This window comes from Gluconobacter japonicus (assembly GCF_002723975.1).
GTDB classification, from domain to species: Bacteria; Pseudomonadota; Alphaproteobacteria; order Acetobacterales; family Acetobacteraceae; genus Gluconobacter; species Gluconobacter japonicus.
Map to the genome: position 1 here is coordinate 60313 of NZ_BEWO01000004.1, position 18644 is coordinate 78956.

An 18644-nucleotide genomic window follows, 5' to 3' on the forward strand; every position below is an offset into this window, starting at 1 on the left:
CACAAAAAATCAATATTTCTGTTTTTAGCCGGAGACCTGAGTGCGGGAGCCGATCTGTTTCAACGCCCGGCCAGCCGCTGCAAACCCAGAAGAATGTCCTGCGGAGATGGCGGACAACCAGGAATAGACCGGCGAACCTGGGTCAAAGCCCTGAGCCCCCCGATCGTGGCATAACCCGATCCGAACACACCCCCATCGACAGCACACGCGCCTACAGCCACCAGACTTTTCCCCGGCGGCATGGCGTTCCAGACGCGCTCAAGCATTTGCACGCAGGCCCGACTCATAGCCCCCGTCACCAGCAGCCAGTCTGCATCTGCCGGATCTGCCACACGCCTGAACCCATACCGATCCAGCGCAAAAGCAGAACCACAAAGACTTTCCACTTCCATGGCACAGCCTTCGCAGCCACCGGTCTCCAGCACATACAGACTGATCATGTCATTGTGTACGGAAGCCTCTTTGTCCGCAGAGGCTCTCCAGCGGGACGCATCCATAAAGGCATGAAGGACACTCAGCGGTCCGGTCTTCTGAAACACACTCACATCGCCACTCCCGAGGGAGACAGAGCCAGAGACCTCAGAGCCGCAGGCAGACCCTCCGGCAGTTCTCCCTTCAAAATATCCGGGAGAACAGACAGTAACGAAACCGCTGGATCACGAGCCTGAACGGCCTCGATCTTTCCGTGCCTGAGCCTCACCCAGTACCAGATATCGCCGCGGGCACCTTCAGCAGCACCAATACCTTCCTGCGTCGCCTCAGGTGCGGGCTCGTCATCATCCATGCCGATACTGCCCAGAATACGCTGAATCAAAGCCAGAGAGTCGCGGATCTCGTTCAGACGCAAAGCATCTCTCGCCGCGCCATCACCCTCACTTGATCCTGTCGAGCGCAAAGCATCCAGCCGCATCCCGGCTTCCCGACGACGCACATCCAGACTTCGCCCCGAGGCTCTCCCCACCAGTCCACCTACTGCAAATTCCCGCGCCTGTGTCGGTGTCAGAACAGCAAGACCCTTCAGTCGTGGCGCAAAAACGGATTGCAGTTCCCGGAGTTGGGCCATGCGGGGCTGCATTGCACTCACAACAGCCTGTGCCAGCGGAACGATTTCCAGTCCTGCGCGAAAACCATCACACCGCACCAGATCCGTCAGGCGGCGGGACACACCCTGTTCAGCACAGGCGAAAGCAATCGCCTCACGCGCATGTTCGCAATGCGTCGCCAAAAGCCCCGCATCCACGGCTCTGGCCGTTCGCGCCATATCAAACAGGTGAACAGACATCCGCTCGATTTCCAGCAGGATCATCCAGCAATCCCGAACACCTGGACCGGGCTGCAAGCCGCGAGCCTGAGCCACAGCCCGGCAGAACGCGACCGGATGCGCCACAAATCCTCCGGCGGTCATCCGCGACACCAAAGGTAAAGCCTCCTCAGGTGTAAGGCCGATCATCCGGTGCAGCACACCCCGATGCGCCAGCCCCGCATTGACGGACACCGCTTGCACTCGCCCCCGAACGACATCAAAGGACAGCTCCAGCGGACCCGTCAGACCCGACTTTTCAGCAGGCAGAACAGTACGCCCCGGAACAGGACGCGCCGCCTGACCACCCGGGCCGGGACGGGAAGAGAGTGGCCACGTAGCTTCCCACACTCCTTCATCCAATGCAGGCTGCCCCTCCCCGGAGGCCCCCATCGCCTCAACACCCCAGAGATCATAAGCCACCCGCTCGCCCCATTCCGCCGCCGGGAAACGGGAAGACGGCGCAAGGTAACGACGGTCTTCTACTGCCGTGCTCGCCATCAGGGGGCAATCGCCTTTAAGCAGCAGAACATAGACACGGTGTTCATCAGCCCAGCAGGACAGAAGCGGCAATGTCGCACCCGGGGCAGCCAACATGGCTTCCCACTGCTCTGCATCCAGAGAATAATGAGACAGCGCGACACGCTCCCCGCTTCGGATAACCTTTCCCATGTCGCTCATGGCTGCCACCCCGGCGTTGGATGCCACGTCAGCAGCAAAGGCCCGCACAGCCCGATCGCGAGAAGGGCAGCCTCAACCACCGGCACAATTTCGGCTTTCAATGCCAGACCAGACGGCATCAATGTGGAAAAGCGAATTTGCCTCAATCCCGGTAACAGGCACACAATCATCAGAGCCAGAAGGAACGGTTCAAGAGACCGGCCTATTGCCAGAAGTGCGCAGAAGACCGGCCAAGGCGCCATCCCATCGGCAACAGATCGGTAATGGTCAGCATCTCCCTCCCGTTCCAGGACCGCCAGCCCCAGTGACGTGATGAGCAGCAGCACAATCGCGCTACCTTCCCCGACGGCTGCCGCAATCGCCCCGAGAGCCGCCAGAACCGGCAGGAACTGCCCTCGCCCTTTCGACTGCACGGCCATCTTCATGATGAGCGTTCCGAACCCCGCGACCAGAACCAGCAGATGAACAAGCGCATGATGATCAAGCCGAAGCATCAGAAGGATTGCTGCAAAGCGCAAACCCGTATCCAATAGAGCAGCCTCAGGCTCCGGAACGGGCGATGGCCCGAGACCGGCCATCATGCAAAGACCAACCGTCAGCAGAACAGGCCCAAGCGGAGACTGCTCCATGGAGAGCAGCGACGCCCCCAGAACGCCCAGAATGACGCCTCCCAGACGGGACCGCGCCATGTCCCAGACGATCGCCGCCTTCTGCACCCCGCGTCCTTCCCGCCACGCCAGCAGAACAGTCCCAGCCCCACACAGCACCGTCACGGCGAACGCCGAATGAACATTCAGCGCCATCAGGGCGCACCCTGTCACCAGAAAGGGCAGTATACGGCCAGTTCTATCCCTTGCAGGGGGTAGCAGCAGCGGCATAACGGCCACGGCACACGAACATGCCGCCGCCAGTGCATCTGCCCCTGGCATCAGCCAGACCGCAATCGGCGTCATGATCGCCCCGGCAATGGCGAATGTCAGACTGCTGGCGGCCTGACGGTTGGCGGGCGTAAGCATGAGCAGAAAGGCCGCCAGAAGCGGCCAGACCGTGACGGCAAACAATGTCCCGATCGGAGCAAGCGGATGCATCAGTTTTCCTCCACGCGGCGCCAGGCCAGACGCGGCAGCAACGTCACGCCCAGCGCACCCAGAACGCCCCAAAGCGCAACAGCCGCGGCAAACAACGGCCAGGATTGCAGGATGCACGCCATAACGATCAGACCGTCAGCCGCCACCAGAAGGCCCGTAAACTGCACAAGAGACGGCCCGAACGCCGCGCCACAAAGCCCGATCAGAACAACACCGGCACCAAGAACAGGCGCAAGTCCCAGACTAGCTCCAGAGAGACCCAGCGCTAGCAACAGCAAAAGAGCCCCCACGACAGGCAATACAGCGCCGCGATCCGGCGCGTGAGGTGCAAAACGTCGCAGCCAGATCCAGGCGCCAATATTCAGCCCGACCAACGTAACGGACGTCAGCAGCGCAAGAAGACCGCCACAGACCGTCGCCCCGGCAAACGCACAGACCAACCCGTACAGCGGTAATCCCCGTCCATCCCGGCCCAGGCCAGCCAGCGCCAGAAGAAGGAGAACGCCAAACCCGACAATCATGTCGCGAACCTCCCAGCCAGTGCCAGAAGAAGCGCTACACCTGCGAACAGTGCCGTCAGCCGTTCACTGCGCTCCTGCGCTGTCAGCCTCAATGCCACAAGCACCATCACCACAAGTAAGACACGCGCCAGAAGGGCCGCCAGCCCCACGAACCATCCCGAAAGACCTGCATCACGCAATCCGACGGATATGGGCAGCGCCAGATCAGCCAACAGGACAATCCAGGCACAATTCAGAACCTGAGCGACCTGTCGCGCCATATCTCGGGCCGCCCGGTCCTTCATGCCTTCCAGACGTAAAAGCATATCGTCGTCACGAAGCGGCGGACATGAAATGGCCAAAGCCAGAGCACAGGCCCCTAACGCGCCCTCCAATCCCGGTACGGGCTCAATGTGCAACATGGCACAAAGCCCTCCCAGACCATCTGCCCCCGGAGCGGCCAGAGCAATCAGGGCTTCCGTCAGACACAGGACTAGCACCGCAGGAAGAACGCGCCGTCCTTCATCCCGCAAGGAGGAACGTCCCAGCATCAGCCGTCCAACAAGAAGCAGAATGCCGACAAGCAGTGGGTTCGCCAACGAAATCAAGGCGCCTCCCGTTGTGACAGCAGGCAGAACCGCAAGGCTCAGCAAAGACACGGCGAGAACGAGAGCCAACCCGGGCGCCAAAGGCTGGCGAAATACAGTGCGCCAGAAAAGCCCGGCATTGTGCACCTGACGAGCAGGCCCGGACACAGCTTCACCGTTGATCAAGCGCGGTAGTTCTTCCAGCATCCAAGCCATCAGCGACGTCAACAGGAGCAGGAGGACACACTGAAAAAGCGTCTGGGCGACAGTAAGGAAGACAGCCGTCATCATGATGTCAGCCCCAGAATGGCCAGCACCAGAGCCAGCAGCACAAGCCACAGTCCAACAGCCATCCGCCGTGTCTCGGGCATTTTTCCGACTTTCAGAGCCATCATGGCGCGGAAACGTCCCCGCCCACCTACAATCAGACGACGAACAACCCACGGCAGAGCGGCTGGCTCTTCAAACAGACCAGTTTCGTCCTGCGTAGTCTGAAGCCGACCGGAAAACAGACCTGCAAAGGCTTTTTCCAACCCACGCTCCACCCGCCATGATTTGACCAGCCACAGCCAGATGGCGACGAGAAGAAGGACAATGGCTGGCAACCTGAGATGCGCGCCGTCTCCGCCCCCCAAAGACCAGAAGGGCCAAACCCATTCGCCCCCCACATGATGAAGAACCGGGCTGAAGACGCCAAACACGATCAGAGGCAGCAGCATGGTTGCCAGAGCAATGATACCGACCGCCCCGGCAGGGCCGACAGGCAACGCGCCAGAATCTGGTCTACGCCCAACCGTCAGAACATCCACCAACGAAATCAGACCGATCAGAAGTGCAACAAACACCCCGATCACGCTCCAGCCCTGCACACCGGCAGCCAATCCAAGAGCGGCATGAATCCCAAGCCACAGCACGATAAATCCCGGCAACGGCGGAAAAGGCAGCCTGAGAATAGCCAGCACTGGAAGAAGACGAAGCACCGGAACGTACAGAACCAGAAGGGTCAGATCCAGCAACAGAGCTTCAAGGACAATGCGGGCGCCCGTCGTCAATCCTTCATCCTGCGCGGCAATCATGAGCGTTGCCAGAATGGCTGGACGGAGCAGCCCAAGGTCTCCAGGCCTTTCCCCCCACAACGCACAACGCCCCAAAACAAGAAGCGTCATCGCGCCGAGGCCTGCCATGCAGACAATCGGATTGATGGCCCCAGCGTGCCAGAGAACCGAAACGGCAAGAATGGCAGAGAGAGCCGGAAACAGCGCCCCATCGCGTGAACTGAGCGCAGGCCAGTAAAGCACCGGGAAAAGTGCCAGAAGGGCCACGGTACTGTCAGGAAGCAGAACGGAACACAGCAGCGCTGGCAACGCCCACCAGAGCGGACAGGCCCTACGTTCCTGCGTTATCCAGACGCCAAGAGCCACGGCAATGGCCGGCCCTGACGTTGCAAGGATCGCAACAAGCGCCGCCGGAAGCGCAATCCGGCCACGCCCGGCCACACTGTCCCGATCCGCTTTCAGAACGGCAGGAACAGTCAATACTGCGAGGCACAGAGAGACCGGATCGGTATGAAACAGGGTCGAAAAATTGAACAGGGTACGGTCCGCTTCGGCAGTGGAAACGGGCCGTATCAGATCATGCCCGTCAGATCATGGCGAGAGATACCTTGCGTTGCGGCGGAGGAAAAGCACGATCCAGAACTTTCAGATCATCTTCCGTCAGAACAATCTCCAGACTGGCAACATTCGAAAGCAGATGCTTCGCAGATCCAGCCTTCGGAATAGCCATGACATTCTCCCGCCGCATCACCCAGGCCAAGGCAATCTGCGCCGGATCAGCGGGCCCGACAGAGGTCTCGTGTCGTCCGGCAATCTCCTTGAGTGCGGGATGCTGAAGCAATTCCCCACCCTGCCCCAATGGCGAATACGCCATCGTGACCACGCCTGCCTTCAGATCATGATCCAGCAGATCAAACTCAGTGCCACGATGTTCCAAGCTGTAGAGGATCTGGTTGATCTGACAGGAGCCTGAAAGGTCTTCAATTTCTTCCATGTCATCGACATCGAAATTTGAAACACCCCAGCCCCGGATCAGTCCGTCAGCCTGAAGGTCTTCAAACGCCCGGATGGTCTCTTCCAGCGGCGTACCTCCCCGCCAGTGGAGCAGATACATGTCCAGCCAATCCGTCTCTAGCCGCTCCAGTGAGCGGCGACAGGCCCGGCGCACGCCGTCATATGATGCATTGGACGGCAGAACCTTGCTGACGAGATAGACGTCATCACGTACATCCGCGATGGCCTCGCCGACCAGCTTTTCAGACCGGCCATTGCCATACATTTCCGCGGTATCAATCACGCGCAGACCGGCTTCCAGCCCTTTGCGCAGGCTTTCGATTTCCGAAGAGCGACGATCTGCACTGTCTCCGACATTCCATGTCCCCATTCCAAGGGCTGGAACGGTGGCGCCGTTGCGGAGCGTAACGGTTTTCATAAGGCGTCTCCCGGGAAGAACTCAGTCACACAACGACATGAGCGCGGGAGATGTTCCGCCAAAAGGTCAGCCGGATTTCTTCCAGCCCCGCTCCTGCTGCTGCCAGTACACGAGCGTATGACCCACAGCCTTCAAAGCGACCCAACGCTGACGCGCCCGCTGGACACTCGCTGGATCACGACCGTCAAACAGATCAAAAATTCTTGTGAAGGGGGAAAAATCGTTGTCTCCCGCTCCATTAACACGGAACAGAAATTTCGCACCATTCGGCACGTCATTCCCCTCAGTCAGCCAGATCGGCTGCCGGGCAGCATGCCCCATCTTCGCCGTTCCATGAGGCAACCAGACCGGATCACGCGACGCCCAAAGTGCCGTATCCAGCGCAGTGACAGACGTGGCATCAGGGCAGCGGACAAGCGCCCGCTCCCCGATATCCAGCGTCTTGCCCAACAGCGCAGGCAACGCCTCTTCAAGAGGCGTCCGCGTCAGATGGTAAAATCCGACATCCACCCTCAGGCCCCCGTTCTCAGGCACGAGCCTCATGGGACTGCACGAACTGGTTCAGAAGACGCACACCAAAACCCGTGGCACCCTTCGGAGCGATCGGGGACGCCATCGTCTTCCAGGTTGTGCCCGCGATATCCAGATGCGCCCATGTGGCATCACCCACGAAACGCTTCAGGAACTCTGCCGCCAGAATGGCACTGCCCGGACGGCCGCCGATGTTCTTCATGTCGGCAATATCAGAGTCGATCTGACGGTTGTAGGCCTCGCCCATCGGCATCCGCCACAGACCTTCGCCAACCTGCTTTCCGGCCTCGAACAGACTAGACGCAAGCGCATCATCATTGCTGAACAGGCCCGCATTTTCCGTGCCAAGGCTCACCACGATCGCACCGGTCAGCGTGGCCAGATCCACCATCAACTTCGGCTTGAAACGGTCTTTCGTGTAGGCCAGCACGTCCGCCAGAACCAGACGGCCCTCAGCGTCGGTGTTCAGAACTTCAATGGTCTGGCCACTATAGCTCTTTACAATATCGCCCGGACGCTGCGCCCGACCGGACACCATATTCTCGACCAGCCCGACAACACCAATAACATTGACCGGTGCCTTACGACGGGCCAGCGCGCTCATCAGGCCGATAACGGTCGCCGCACCGCCCATATCGGTCTTCATTTCGTCCATACCAGCGGCTGGTTTGATGGAAATACCACCGCTGTCGAATGTCACACCCTTGCCGATGAATGCCAGCGGCGCTTCGTCCCCACCGCCGTTATGGCGAACAATGACCGTGCGGGGTGCATTGGCGCTGCCCTGCGCCACACCGAGCAACGCACCAAACCCGAGTTCCTGCATCGCTGCCTGATCAAGCACTTCAACCTCAAGACCGATCTCACGCAGCGCCTCGATACGCGCGGTGAACGTCTCGGGATAAAGAATATTGGCTGGCTCGCTGATCAGATCACGCGTCAGGAACACGCCACGGGACACGGCATCCAGAGCCACCCAGCGGCTTTCTGCAGCAGCCACATCGGACGTTGCCACCGTCAAGGCTTTCAGGGACGCACGGTCAGAAGATTTCTTCGTGCGATAAAGATCAAAATCATAGCGGGAGAGACGTGCCCCCGAAGCAGCTTCTGCGGCAAACCCGGCAACATCCGCAGTCAGAGCCAGAACGGCATTTTCCACACCATCCAGAGCCTTGGCTGCCGTACCGCCAGCATTTTCAACGGCAACAGACGTCACAGCCGAACCATCCTTGGCCGCACATCCAACAAGCACAACCTGAGACAGGGAGGCAGAAGGAGCTGTCAGAACAAGCGTTTGCCCCGCATCACCCTTGAAGCCCTTGAACGAAACAGCACGCCCCAGTGCGCCAGCTGTCGCCTCATCAATCGCCTTGAACGTCGCGTCATCAGACGTTCCTTTACCATGACAGATCAACGCGACAGCCTGTGGCGCGCTGTCATTCAGCGCAGGGAACGAACCGAAAGAAATATCGAGCATAAAACACCTTTTGCATGGCAGAACCATTTCAGTTCCTTCGTTATCGGGAACAGCGTGCCTCCACACAAGAGGGTCCAGAACAATGTTCCACCGGATGCGTTACGTCACCGCCCATTCGCTCCCACTTTTCCTGATAAGCGCTTTCACGGTTTGCGCACCGGCCCTGGCCAGTAGCGTGCAGACTGCCTCCCCGAAACTGGAGCAACTGACCCCCTTGCCGCTGCATGACGGCTTGAACAGTTTCAAGGGACCAGACGGACCATTTTCCGTGTTCCAGACATGGCGCGACAATGGAAATGCATGAGGCTACCACCTGTATCTTCTGACCAACACTGTCGAAGGGAAAACAAGCATCATTGGCGTTGAGGCCAGACCCGAAAGTTCCGACGCGTCGTTACAGGACCATGTAAGCGATGCGCCTCATACGGGCGAAGATGCCTTGACGACCATTCAGTTCGCCAAGGGGTTACTGAATGGAAAACCGTCAGTCCTGCTCTTCGAAGCCATCCGTGATCCCGGAGAGCACCCGGTTCCATTCGCAGGCCCGACAGTCATCTACGTCTACAACCTGACGACATCGGACGGGACACCCGGCTGGACGCCTTCCTACTTTCACTTTGTCAAAAAAATTCCTGTTCCGGGAACATTCTGCAGTTCCGATACAGCTTTGAAGGCCGCCACGGGCCTACCTCTTTCGGCAGACGCTGGCCCTGCACCGTCCGCAGACGGCTGCCTGCATTAGACGACGCATCAACACATGACGAAACGTCTTTCATGAAGTAGCCTTGCAGGCATGACCTCAGCTCCTCTTCAAACGGTCTCCCCTGATGATGACCGCGCCCTGCTGTCACTAGCCTTCCGCCTTGCCTCGGAAGCCGCCGACATCATCAACGAGATCCGCGCCCGCGGCTTTCGCACGGAAGTCAAAAAAGACGCTTCCGTCGTCACGGAAGCTGACCGCGCTTCGGAGGAGCACATCCTGCGCGGCCTGCGAGCCGCCTGTCCGTCTCTTGCGGCCATCGGTGAAGAGGAAATGTCCGCTGGGATCGAAGTTGACGCTGGAAAAGCCTACTGGCTGGTCGACCCTCTTGATGGCACACGCGGCTTCTCATCCGGCGGGCGAGACTTCACCGTGAATATTGGTCTCGTGCGAGGCGACAAACCCGTTCTCGGCGTCGTTGCTCTTCCCGGCTATGGACTGATCTACAGCGGCGGACAGGGCCTTGGTGCCCATCGTTTTGACGGGACAGTCAGTACCCCCATCCATACAGCTGTCCCGACCAAAGACGGCCTGCGCGTTCTGGCGTCCAGTCATCATGGCAACACAGAACTGCTGGAACGCTGGCTTGCAGGCCGAAAAGTCGCGTCCATCGACAAGCTGGCCTCATCCGTGAAGTTCATGCGCGTTGCGGAAGGTGCTGCGGATTTCTATCCCCGCTTCGGACCCACCATGGAATGGGATACCGCCGCTCCACAGGCCATTCTGGAAGCCGCTGGCGGAAGCCTTCTGGATGAACACGGTCAGCCCCTTCGTTACGGCAAGCCCGGCCGTCTGAACTCATCTTTTTACTGCACGGGAGGCGCTTCGTGAGCGAGACCCTTCATACCGAACGTCTGGCCGCCAACCCTGAAGGCATCCGCCGCGCTGCTGAACTCCTGAAAGCGGGCAAGCTCGTCGCTTTCGGAACCGAAACCGTTTATGGCCTTGGCGCTCTTGCCTCATCGAATACCGCTGTCGCCCGTATTTTTGCGGCAAAGGGGCGGCCCCGTTTCAATCCGCTCATCAGCCACCTGGCCGATGCGGAAAGCGCCTTTGCCCAAGCCGAATTGCAGGGCCGGACAAAAGACATCGCCCATGCGCTGGCAGAAAAATTCTGGCCCGGCCCGCTCACAATGGTGCTTCCCCGGTCTCCAAACTCCACGGTTTCGGACCTCGCTGCCGCCGGGCTGGACACGCTGGCCCTGCGCGTTCCTCGCGGCAAGACGGCTCTGGCGCTGCTGCGCGAAGTCGGCGCCCCGATTGCAGCCCCATCGGCCAACATCTCAGGCACCGTCAGCCCGTCAGAGGCCTCGCATGTCCTGCGCTCCCTTGATGGCCGGATTGACGCCATTCTTGATTCCGGCCCCTGCTCGGTCGGCGTCGAAAGCACCGTTCTGGATCTCACACGGGAAACGCCTGTTCTGCTCCGTCCAGGCGGAGTCACACTGGAAGAACTAAGAGCCCTGTGCGGTAGCATTCATCATCCTGATGACTTTACAGAAGCGCTCCCCGCCTCTCCCGGACGTCTGGCCTCCCATTATGCCCCGTCCTTACCCGTTCGGCTGGATGCCTATGAGGTCGAGCCGAACGAAGCCCTGCTCGCTTTCGGGCCGGCCTTGCCGGGAGCAGGCCTGACGTGGAACCTGAGTGAGACAGGAGATCTGGAAGAAGCAGCAGCCCGACTTTTCGCAGGACTGCGCTTTCTCGATGCAGAAGGAACAAAACGAGGGCTGACACGGATCGCGGCCCAGCCCATTCCACGACACGGACTCGGTCTGGCCATCCGGGATCGGCTACGTCGTGCCGCCGAGCCTCGACCGTCTTCCACCTCTCTCGGCTGATATATGGGCGAGGCATTCGACCCAAAAGACATCAAGGTGCTGTCCGACATTCTGGCACTCGTGCTGGAAGAGTCGTCCGGCTCCGCCCAGAACGCACTGGATGCCCTGCGAACACGCGCGCAACGCAACGCTCTGACAGGTGGCGCCCTCAAAAACCTCTTCATCAGTCTGGCGACAGACCCAATGCGCACCGGGGCAAGCGCCCGTGAAGCCCAACTTCGGCAGACCATTGCGCGCCTTGAAGGCGAACTGAGGACACAGCAGATCAAAGTCCGCACTGTTCAGGCCGACCTGAGCCGCACACAGAGGGATGCTTACAGCCTTCAGGCAGAAGTGGTGACCAACAAGGCACAACAACCATGGCGTTACATAGCAATTGCCTTCGGGGTGAGTGCAGGGTTATTGCTGGGTGTCGCTGCCACCCAGCTTTATCACAGCCTGACAGACCCTCCCCCGATCGATCGATCGATCTACTTGCGCTAAATACCGCTTTTTCGCCTTTCTCCCGTCACAGGCTAAGGATACACGAAGGGCCATGGCCTCTTCCCCCGGCACTTCAGTGCGACACCTGCTGCCCCTTCTCGATCGTTATGTCCTTCGACAGCTTCTGATCGCTCTGCTCGCCCTGACCGGCGGTGCCGTGGCGCTTATCTGGCTGACGCAGTCACTGCATTTCGTCTCGATGATTGTTCAGCATGGACTGTCCCTGCGCGTCTTCCTGCAGTTGACGTCGCTAATGTTGCCGTCTTTCGTGGCCGTAATCCTACCGATTACCACTTTTCTTGTGGTGCTCTTCACCTATCAGCGCATGTCCGGAGACCGCGAACTGACTGTCATGCGCGCAGCCGGTCTTTCGCCACTTGAACTGGCGCGCCCGGGCCTGATCTGTGGCGTCACATCCGTCGCACTCTGCTATGTTCTGACGCTCTGGCTGGCCCCCGTATCGTACCACGCCTTCCACCGGTACGAATTCCAGATCCGCAATCAGATGGCCGCCTTCCTGTTACAGGAAGGTGTATTCACAAAGGTTTCGGGGGACATGACAGTTTATGTGCGCTCACGGGATGCCAACGGGCTCCTCCACGGCGTTCTGGTGGAAGATGACCGTGACCCGGACGCCCATACCACCATTCTGGCCGAGCGAGGCACCATCGTCACAGTCAACGATAAACCCAGAGTCGTGCTTTATAACGGCTCCCGCGAGGAAATTGACCACCATACCGGCCGCCTGAACGTTCTGACCTTCGGCCGAAACACCGTTGACCTCACCTCATCCCATCAGAACAATCACGAGGAACGGGATGCAGCGGAAATGTCCCTCCACGAACTTTTCCACCCCAATCCCGCCGAAGTCTCGGAACGGGATCGTGGAAAGTTCGCCGTGGAGGGGTGGCACCGTCTGACAGCCCCCCTGACCGTCCTGTCCTTCGCCATGATCGGTCTTGTGGCTGTTCTGCGTGGGGCGTTTTCCCGTCATGGCAACATCACCAGGCCCCTGACAGCCATTCTGACGGTTGTGGGCCTTCAGGCTCTCACCCTGATGCTTCAGAACCTTGCAGGCCGAAATCTCGCACTTGTTCCGCTCATCTGGGCGGCTGCCCTTCTTCCCAGCTTCATCTGCGCGGCGCTGCTATTTGCCGAACAATGGACTGGCACATCCCAGCAGGCGAAGCAGTCTTCATGAAGCGCATGTTCTACAGTCGGCGCGGCTGGTTCTCCACGCTGCTCCATACGTTGCGTCCTCAGGAAACCGAGGTCGGTTTCTCCACGACGCTGGCAATCTATATTGCCCGTCATTTTACACTGAACACGCTCGCCATGGTGCTGGCCCTGACCGGGCTCGTCTCCCTGTTCGACTTCATCGACCTGCTTCGCCGTGCAGCAACGCGCCCCGACGTCCCAACCAGCCTCATTCTGGAAATCGCAGGGCTGCACATCCCGTACTACATTATCTACGTGCTGCCCTTTGGCATCCTACTGGGCGGAATTGTCTGCTTTTCGCGCCTGACGCGGTCTTCGGAACTGATCGTGGCCCGTGCCGCCGGCATCTCCGCATGGCAGTTCCTCGCCAGTCCGCTGGCCTGCGCGCTGATGATCGGACTTTTCACAACCACGGGAATTTCCGCCCTGTCGTCCACCATGTACCGGCAGGCAGAATTCCTGGATCAGTCTTACCTGCGAACGGGCGGCGGTCCCCTCACGATGCAGGGCGGCGAATTATGGCTTCGGCAGGCCGATGAAGGGCTCGTTCCATACGGCGTTGCCATTCTCCATGCCCAGAATGTGCGTCTGAACAAAAGCACTCTGGAAGTTTCAGGCGTTACAATTTTCCGCCTGGATGACCGTGACCGTCTGATTGTGCGCGTTGAATCACCGCTGGGTATTCTGGCCAATCAGGAATGGCACCTCAATGATTCGGCCGTTCTGAAGCCCGATCATCTTCCTCAGAAAATTGGTGCCCTGACGCTCCCGTCGGATCTGACGGTCAGCCGCATTCAAGAGAGTTTTGCCTCTCCTGATACGCTCTCTGTCTTTACTTTGCCGGGATTCATCCACCTGCTGGAACACTCCGGTTTCCCGTCGATCCGTCACAGGTTACATTTCCAATCGCTTCTGGCTCTTCCCATCCTTGCTGGTACAATGGCATTGGTATCCGCAGGGTTTTCGATGCGCCCCACACGGCGCGGCGGGGTAGCCCGGATGCTGGGATCGGGAATTGCTGCAGGTTTTGCACTTTTTACCATCTCGAAAGTGGCTGAACAGTTTGGTGAATCCGGTGCATTGCCGCCGGTTCTTGCAGCATGGGCACCTACGGGCGCAGGGCTTTGTCTTGCGGTCGCGCTTCTGCTGCACATGGAGGATGGTTGATGTCGGTGCCCCGGTGGCTCCCTAAACGCGCTCGCAGGTACGTTTCCCTTGCAAGCGCCGCCCTGACGGGAACAGCGCTCGTGGCGCCGCAGGACATGTTTGCCAATACGATGCAGCGCGACAACACGCATATCATCGTTATTGGGAAACCTACGTCTGAACGCGATCCCCTGACCTACCTTACCGATAGCGAAAGCTATGCCAAAAATGGCCTTGTCACGTGGGAAGGCAACGTCCGGATCTGGCAGGGCGATCATGCGCTTCGTGCCGACAAGATTACCTATGATCGCAATACAGGCGTTCTGGCAGCAACCGGTCATGTTGCCATCATGGAGCCGGATGGCAGCACCACCTATGCCACCTATATGGAATTCAGCCATGGCATGCATGATGGAATTGGCACATCCATCTACATGAGAATGCAGGACAATGCGAAGCTGGCCGGAAACGGAATGCGTCGCACGAACGGCCTCATCAACGATCTGTCACACGCCGTCTATACGGCCTGTGAAATCTGCGCCAAACGCCCGGACGCACCACCTTTCTGGCAATTCCAGGCCTATGGCGCGACACAGGACACTCAGCACAAGCGGATAGAATTTGATCATGCCTGGCTGAAAATGCTGGGGCTGCCCGTCTTCTACTTCCCGTTCTTCTCCATGAGTGACCCGTCCGTAAAGCGCCAGAGCGGCTTTCTGATGGCTGGCATCAGCCCGCATGACAGATATCTCGGCACCTATTTTACGCTCCCCTATTTCTGGGCGATCGACGAGCATCAGGATCTGACAGTCCGTGGGCTCGTCTCCTCAAAAACCGGGCCGGAAGTTACAGCCGAATATCGAAACCGCTTCAACTTCGGCACGCTGGATATTACAGCCGGTGGCGCCTACGACACCAACCGGGAAAGCCGTTACACCAATACCTTTGGCAACAACGTCAACTCCTCAGGCGAATACGGCCTTCAAGGATATATTTTTGGCCGGGGGGAGGCCTCCCTCAGCAAGAACTGGCTGGTAGGTGCGAACATCAACCTCGCAACATCCGCCAACTACATGCGTGATTATCGCGTTCCGGGCTACGGCTCGGAAATGCTGAACTCGAATATCTTCCTTGAAGGATATGGCATCGGGTCTTACGCGCGCGTCGATGCGCAGGCTTATCAGGGTCTGAACCAGGGCGTCATTCAGAACTCGGATCTTCCCTGGGTTCTTCCCCGATTTACTTATGCTTTTCAGGGACAACCGGACGCACTCGGTGGTCGGTTCAGCCTGAACACCACAGATTTTGACGTTTATCGTGTGAACGGCGTCTCCGATCAACGCGGTCAGCTTCAGATGCAATGGGACCGTCCATTCCATAACAGTTGGGGTCAACAGTTTCTGGTCACGGCACGCTTGGATTCGAATATCTATCGTGCCACCCGGTCCTACCAGCAGCCCCTGTACTACACAGCCCAGGGCACGAAGTTTACAGGGCAGGTCCTGCCAACAATTGCTGTTAAGATGAACTGGCCATTCCTGCGTTCTTTCGCGCATGGGCGTGGTTCACAGATCTTCGAGCCCATCGTACAGGCGATTGCAGCCCCCAACACAGGCAACTCTTCCAACAGCTACATGCCGAACGAAGACAGCCTGACCTACGAATTCACGGATACGACCCTCTTCTCACTCAACCGCTATAATGGCACGGACCGTCTTGATGGTGGCTTACGTGCCAATGTTGGCGTGCACCAGAACTGGGTGTGGAACGGACATACGATCGATATGCTCGTAGGCGAAAGCTTTCAGGAGCATGTCACCCACAACCGTATCCCCTATTCTGGCCTAGACCATCATCTGTCTGACCCGGTCGGTCGACTGCGAATTTCTCCAAACCAGTATGTCGATGTCACCGCACGAGGGCGCTACAATCCTTGGACCCGTCAGCTTGATTATGGCGAAGGTCTGATGAGTACAGGCATCCCTGCCCTGCGGTTCACCGCGGGCTATATCTATGCTCCGGTGACCCCATACTATTACTATGCAACGAACTACCGCACGAATGGCGTCAACACGCCTTACACCGTAAAAACGAACGAAATTACGGGCGGCGTATCTACGCACTGGCGTCAGTATCATGCGTCCGGTTTCTTCCGTCGCAGTCTCTCCCGGAAACAGTTCGTCGCAAATGGCGGGGATGTTGGCTATTCCAACGACTGCTTCGGGCTGGATATCATGTATATCAAACAGTACACACGGATCGGCGGCGAGCAGCGGAACACCACAGTGATGTTCAACTTCACGTTCAAAACGATCGGCACCTTCGGAATCAACGGCTGAGCATGTCCAAGACCCAACGCACCGCACCTACGGCCCTGGCTGCCCTGCTGGCTCTCTCTGTCGCAGCGCCCGCCGCTTTGGCCCATCCCGCTCCAGCACATAAAAATGTGCCCCAGAAAGCAGCAGCTCCGGCAAAGCCACCGCCGGAGGATCAGATCCTTGCCGTCATCAACGGCCAGGTTCTGACGCAGCGTGATGTGGATAACCGCGCGAAACTGTTCGTGCTCTCAACCGGCCTGCCCGTCAGCCCGGACGTCATGAACCGCATGCGCGGACAGATTATCCATCAGCTGATTGATGAGCGCCTCAAGACGCAGGAAATGCTCAAGAGACACATCAATGTCGAGCCAGAGCAGATTGCCGCAGCCATCAGCAACATCGAACAGCGCAACGGCATGCCCAAAAATGCCCTGCGTGACCGTCTTGCTTCTGATGGCGTATCTCTGACCACCCTGATTGACCAGATCCGTGTCCAGATCGGCTGGATGCAGGTTCTGCGTGAACAGCTTGGCGAAGGCGGCCGCATCACGGCAACGCAGATTGCCCAGCGCGAACAGGCGCTTCAGGCCGAACAGGGTCGGGCACAGTACATGATGAGCGAAATTTTCGTTCCTGTGGCGGACCCTCGCCACGACGAAAACGAACTCACCTTTACCCGCACCATCATTACCCAGCTTCGCAATGGCGCACCCTTCCCCATTGTGGCGGCTCAGTTCTCCCAGGCACAGTCGGCGCTTGATGGCGGCTCTATGGGATGGGTTCAGGAAGACAATCTCGATCCAGAGGTTGTGAACATCGTACGTCAGATGCCAATCGGCGCCATCTCCAACCCGATTCAGGTTGCAGGCGGTTTCGTCATTGCCACGGTTCAGGCCAAACGCGTCGTAGGAAAGCAGATGGGAACACTGGTCGCACTGCGACAGGCGTTCTTCCCATTCGATGCGCCTCTGAACCCGCAGAATCCAACGCCGCAGCAGCAGGCCTCCTTACAGAAGGCAACACAGGCTATCCAGACCATCCATAGCTGTGACGCCTTGGAAGCCCTGAACAAGTCTCTCGGGGAAAAGCGCCCCAGCAATCCAGGAACCCAGGTTCTGGAGCGCCTTGCTCCCCAGATGCGCTCGGTTATCGAGCCGCTGCCCGTCAACAAAGTCAGCCGCCCGCTGGTTTCCATGGATGGAATTGCCTTGCTTATGGTCTGTGACCGTCAGCAGAAAAATCTGGCACAGCAGACACCGGGCGAAATTGCCGATCAGCTCATGAACGAACGCGTGGAACAGGCGTCCCGCCAGCTTCAGCGCGATCTGCAGCGCCGTTCCATCATCGACATCCGCCCTGCCGCAAAACCGGCGCTGAACTGACGTGAACCTTCCTTCCCTTAAAGACACCATTCAGGCCCATGGTCTGGATGCCAAAAAGTCTCTCGGTCAGCACTTTCTTCTCGATCCGGGCATCTGCGCCCGGATTGTTTCTCTCGGCGGAGATCTGACGGGCCGCAGTGTTGTGGAAATTGGCCCGGGACCCGGTGGTCTGACCCGCGCTCTGCTTGAAAGTCCCGCAGCGCGTGTTGATGCCGTCGAAATTGACGAACGAGCTTGGCCTCTGCTGGACGAACTGGCAGGCTATTATCCCGACCGGTTGCATGTCGTTCGTCAGGATGCCCTGAAGCTAGATGCAGCAAGCCTTGCTCCTGCCCCGCGTCAGATTATCGCCAACCTGCCCTATAACGTCGCGACACCTCTGCTCGTAGGCTGGCTAAAGCAGGCCGCATCCTGGGAACGTCTGTCCCTGATGTTTCAGCTGGAAGTGGCCGAGCGTATCTGCGCGGCCCCAGACACATCGGCCTATGGCCGGCTGGCCGTGCTGTCTCAATGGTGTGCCTCCTGCTCCGTCGCCCTCCGTATCCCCCCGGGAGCCTTCTCGCCGCCGCCAAAAGTCCATTCTGCCGTTGCTGTCCTGATCCCTCATGCAGAACAGCCGGAACCGGCTCTCTTTCGTGCCATGGAACGGGTGACAGCAGCGGCTTTTGGACAGCGCCGCAAAATGCTCCGCTCCTCCCTCAAGTCCATTGGCGGAGAAGCTCTTCTGGCCGAAGCAGGGATCGAACCAACCCGACGCGCCGAAACCCTTTCGGTCGCAGAATTCGCACGTCTTGCAGAACTGCACCTTGCCCGTTCCCGGTCCTGACCACCCACGTTGCCGCTGG

At 58.9% G+C, this 18644-nt stretch carries 19 protein-coding genes; 10 read left to right on the forward strand and 9 right to left on the reverse strand.

Annotation, left to right across the window (positions count from 1 at the left end):
- Positions 1–59: 59 nt before the first annotated feature.
- The 9 genes from GJA01_RS03795 to GJA01_RS03835 form a co-directional block, all read right to left on the reverse strand.
- Positions 60–545: an NADH-quinone oxidoreductase subunit B family protein gene (locus GJA01_RS03795; protein WP_172794486.1), complete on the reverse strand. Its 486-nt coding sequence runs from the start codon at positions 543–545 to the stop codon at positions 60–62.
- The gene (locus GJA01_RS03800; RefSeq protein ID WP_172794485.1) at positions 542–1981 is read right to left on the reverse strand and encodes an NADH-quinone oxidoreductase subunit D-related protein; all 1440 of its coding nucleotides are present in this window, start codon (positions 1979–1981) and stop codon (positions 542–544) included. Before GJA01_RS03800 ends, GJA01_RS03795 begins: the two co-directional genes overlap by 4 nt.
- A complete protein-coding gene (locus GJA01_RS03805) occupies positions 1978–3069 on the reverse strand; it encodes a hypothetical protein (protein ID WP_062504657.1) in 1092 nt (363 codons plus the stop codon). Before GJA01_RS03805 ends, GJA01_RS03800 begins: the two co-directional genes overlap by 4 nt.
- A complete protein-coding gene (locus GJA01_RS03810; RefSeq protein ID WP_010501987.1) occupies positions 3069–3590 on the reverse strand; it encodes a hypothetical protein in 522 nt (173 codons plus the stop codon). Before GJA01_RS03810 ends, GJA01_RS03805 begins: the two co-directional genes overlap by 1 nt.
- Positions 3587–4447 (reverse strand): hypothetical protein, encoded by an 861-nt coding sequence (locus GJA01_RS03815; protein ID WP_062504655.1) that lies wholly within the window; start codon positions 4445–4447, stop codon positions 3587–3589. Before GJA01_RS03815 ends, GJA01_RS03810 begins: the two co-directional genes overlap by 4 nt.
- Complete coding sequence (locus GJA01_RS03820) at positions 4444–5691, reverse strand: hypothetical protein (RefSeq protein WP_062504653.1); 1248 nt, start codon at positions 5689–5691, stop codon at positions 4444–4446. Before GJA01_RS03820 ends, GJA01_RS03815 begins: the two co-directional genes overlap by 4 nt.
- 106 nt (positions 5692–5797) lie before the next feature.
- Positions 5798–6643 carry an aldo/keto reductase gene (locus GJA01_RS03825; protein ID WP_062504652.1) on the reverse strand — a complete coding sequence of 282 codons (846 nt, stop codon included), beginning with the start codon at positions 6641–6643 and terminating at the stop codon, positions 5798–5800.
- A 66-nt stretch (positions 6644–6709) separates the two neighbouring features.
- Complete coding sequence (locus GJA01_RS03830; RefSeq protein WP_062504650.1) at positions 6710–7186, reverse strand: DNA polymerase III subunit chi; 477 nt, start codon at positions 7184–7186, stop codon at positions 6710–6712.
- Entirely contained in the window at positions 7170–8651 is a 1482-nt protein-coding gene (locus GJA01_RS03835) for a leucyl aminopeptidase (protein ID WP_062504648.1), read from the reverse strand. The genes GJA01_RS03830 and GJA01_RS03835 overlap by 17 nt, the downstream gene beginning before the upstream one ends.
- A 94-nt stretch (positions 8652–8745) precedes the next feature.
- On the opposite strand from GJA01_RS03835, the gene GJA01_RS15510 reads away from it, so the two are divergent.
- From GJA01_RS15510 to rsmA, 10 genes are all read left to right on the forward strand, one after another.
- A complete protein-coding gene (locus GJA01_RS15510; RefSeq protein WP_255312261.1) occupies positions 8746–8955 on the forward strand; it encodes a hypothetical protein in 210 nt (69 codons plus the stop codon).
- Between the two features lie 135 nt (positions 8956–9090).
- Entirely contained in the window at positions 9091–9393 is a 303-nt protein-coding gene (locus tag GJA01_RS15515) for a hypothetical protein (RefSeq protein ID WP_253783350.1), read from the forward strand.
- Positions 9394–9444: 51 nt separating this feature from the next.
- Complete coding sequence (locus GJA01_RS03845; protein ID WP_062504647.1) at positions 9445–10242, forward strand: 3'(2'),5'-bisphosphate nucleotidase CysQ family protein; 798 nt, start codon at positions 9445–9447, stop codon at positions 10240–10242.
- Positions 10239–11252, forward strand: coding sequence for an L-threonylcarbamoyladenylate synthase (locus GJA01_RS03850; RefSeq protein ID WP_062504646.1), 1014 nt, complete (start codon positions 10239–10241; stop codon positions 11250–11252). The genes GJA01_RS03845 and GJA01_RS03850 overlap by 4 nt, the downstream gene beginning before the upstream one ends.
- A 3-nt stretch (positions 11253–11255) precedes the next feature.
- Positions 11256–11735 (forward strand): hypothetical protein, encoded by a 480-nt coding sequence (locus GJA01_RS03855; RefSeq protein WP_062504644.1) that lies wholly within the window; start codon positions 11256–11258, stop codon positions 11733–11735.
- 52 nt (positions 11736–11787) lie between these two features.
- Entirely contained in the window at positions 11788–12936 is a 1149-nt protein-coding gene (lptF, locus tag GJA01_RS03860) for an LPS export ABC transporter permease LptF (RefSeq protein ID WP_010501999.1), read from the forward strand.
- Complete coding sequence (lptG, locus tag GJA01_RS03865) at positions 12897–14120, forward strand: LPS export ABC transporter permease LptG (protein ID WP_082785295.1); 1224 nt, start codon at positions 12897–12899, stop codon at positions 14118–14120. Before lptF ends, lptG begins: the two co-directional genes overlap by 40 nt.
- On the forward strand, positions 14120–16438 hold the full coding sequence (locus GJA01_RS03870; RefSeq protein ID WP_062504642.1) for an LPS-assembly protein LptD: 2319 nt from the start codon (positions 14120–14122) through the stop codon (positions 16436–16438). The genes lptG and GJA01_RS03870 overlap by 1 nt, the downstream gene beginning before the upstream one ends.
- Positions 16439–16440: 2 nt before the next feature.
- Complete coding sequence (locus GJA01_RS03875) at positions 16441–17799, forward strand: peptidylprolyl isomerase (protein ID WP_062504640.1); 1359 nt, start codon at positions 16441–16443, stop codon at positions 17797–17799.
- A 1-nt stretch (position 17800) separates the two neighbouring features.
- Positions 17801–18625 (forward strand): 16S rRNA (adenine(1518)-N(6)/adenine(1519)-N(6))-dimethyltransferase RsmA, encoded by an 825-nt coding sequence (rsmA, locus tag GJA01_RS03880; RefSeq protein WP_062504638.1) that lies wholly within the window; start codon positions 17801–17803, stop codon positions 18623–18625.
- Positions 18626–18644 lie beyond the last annotated feature (19 nt).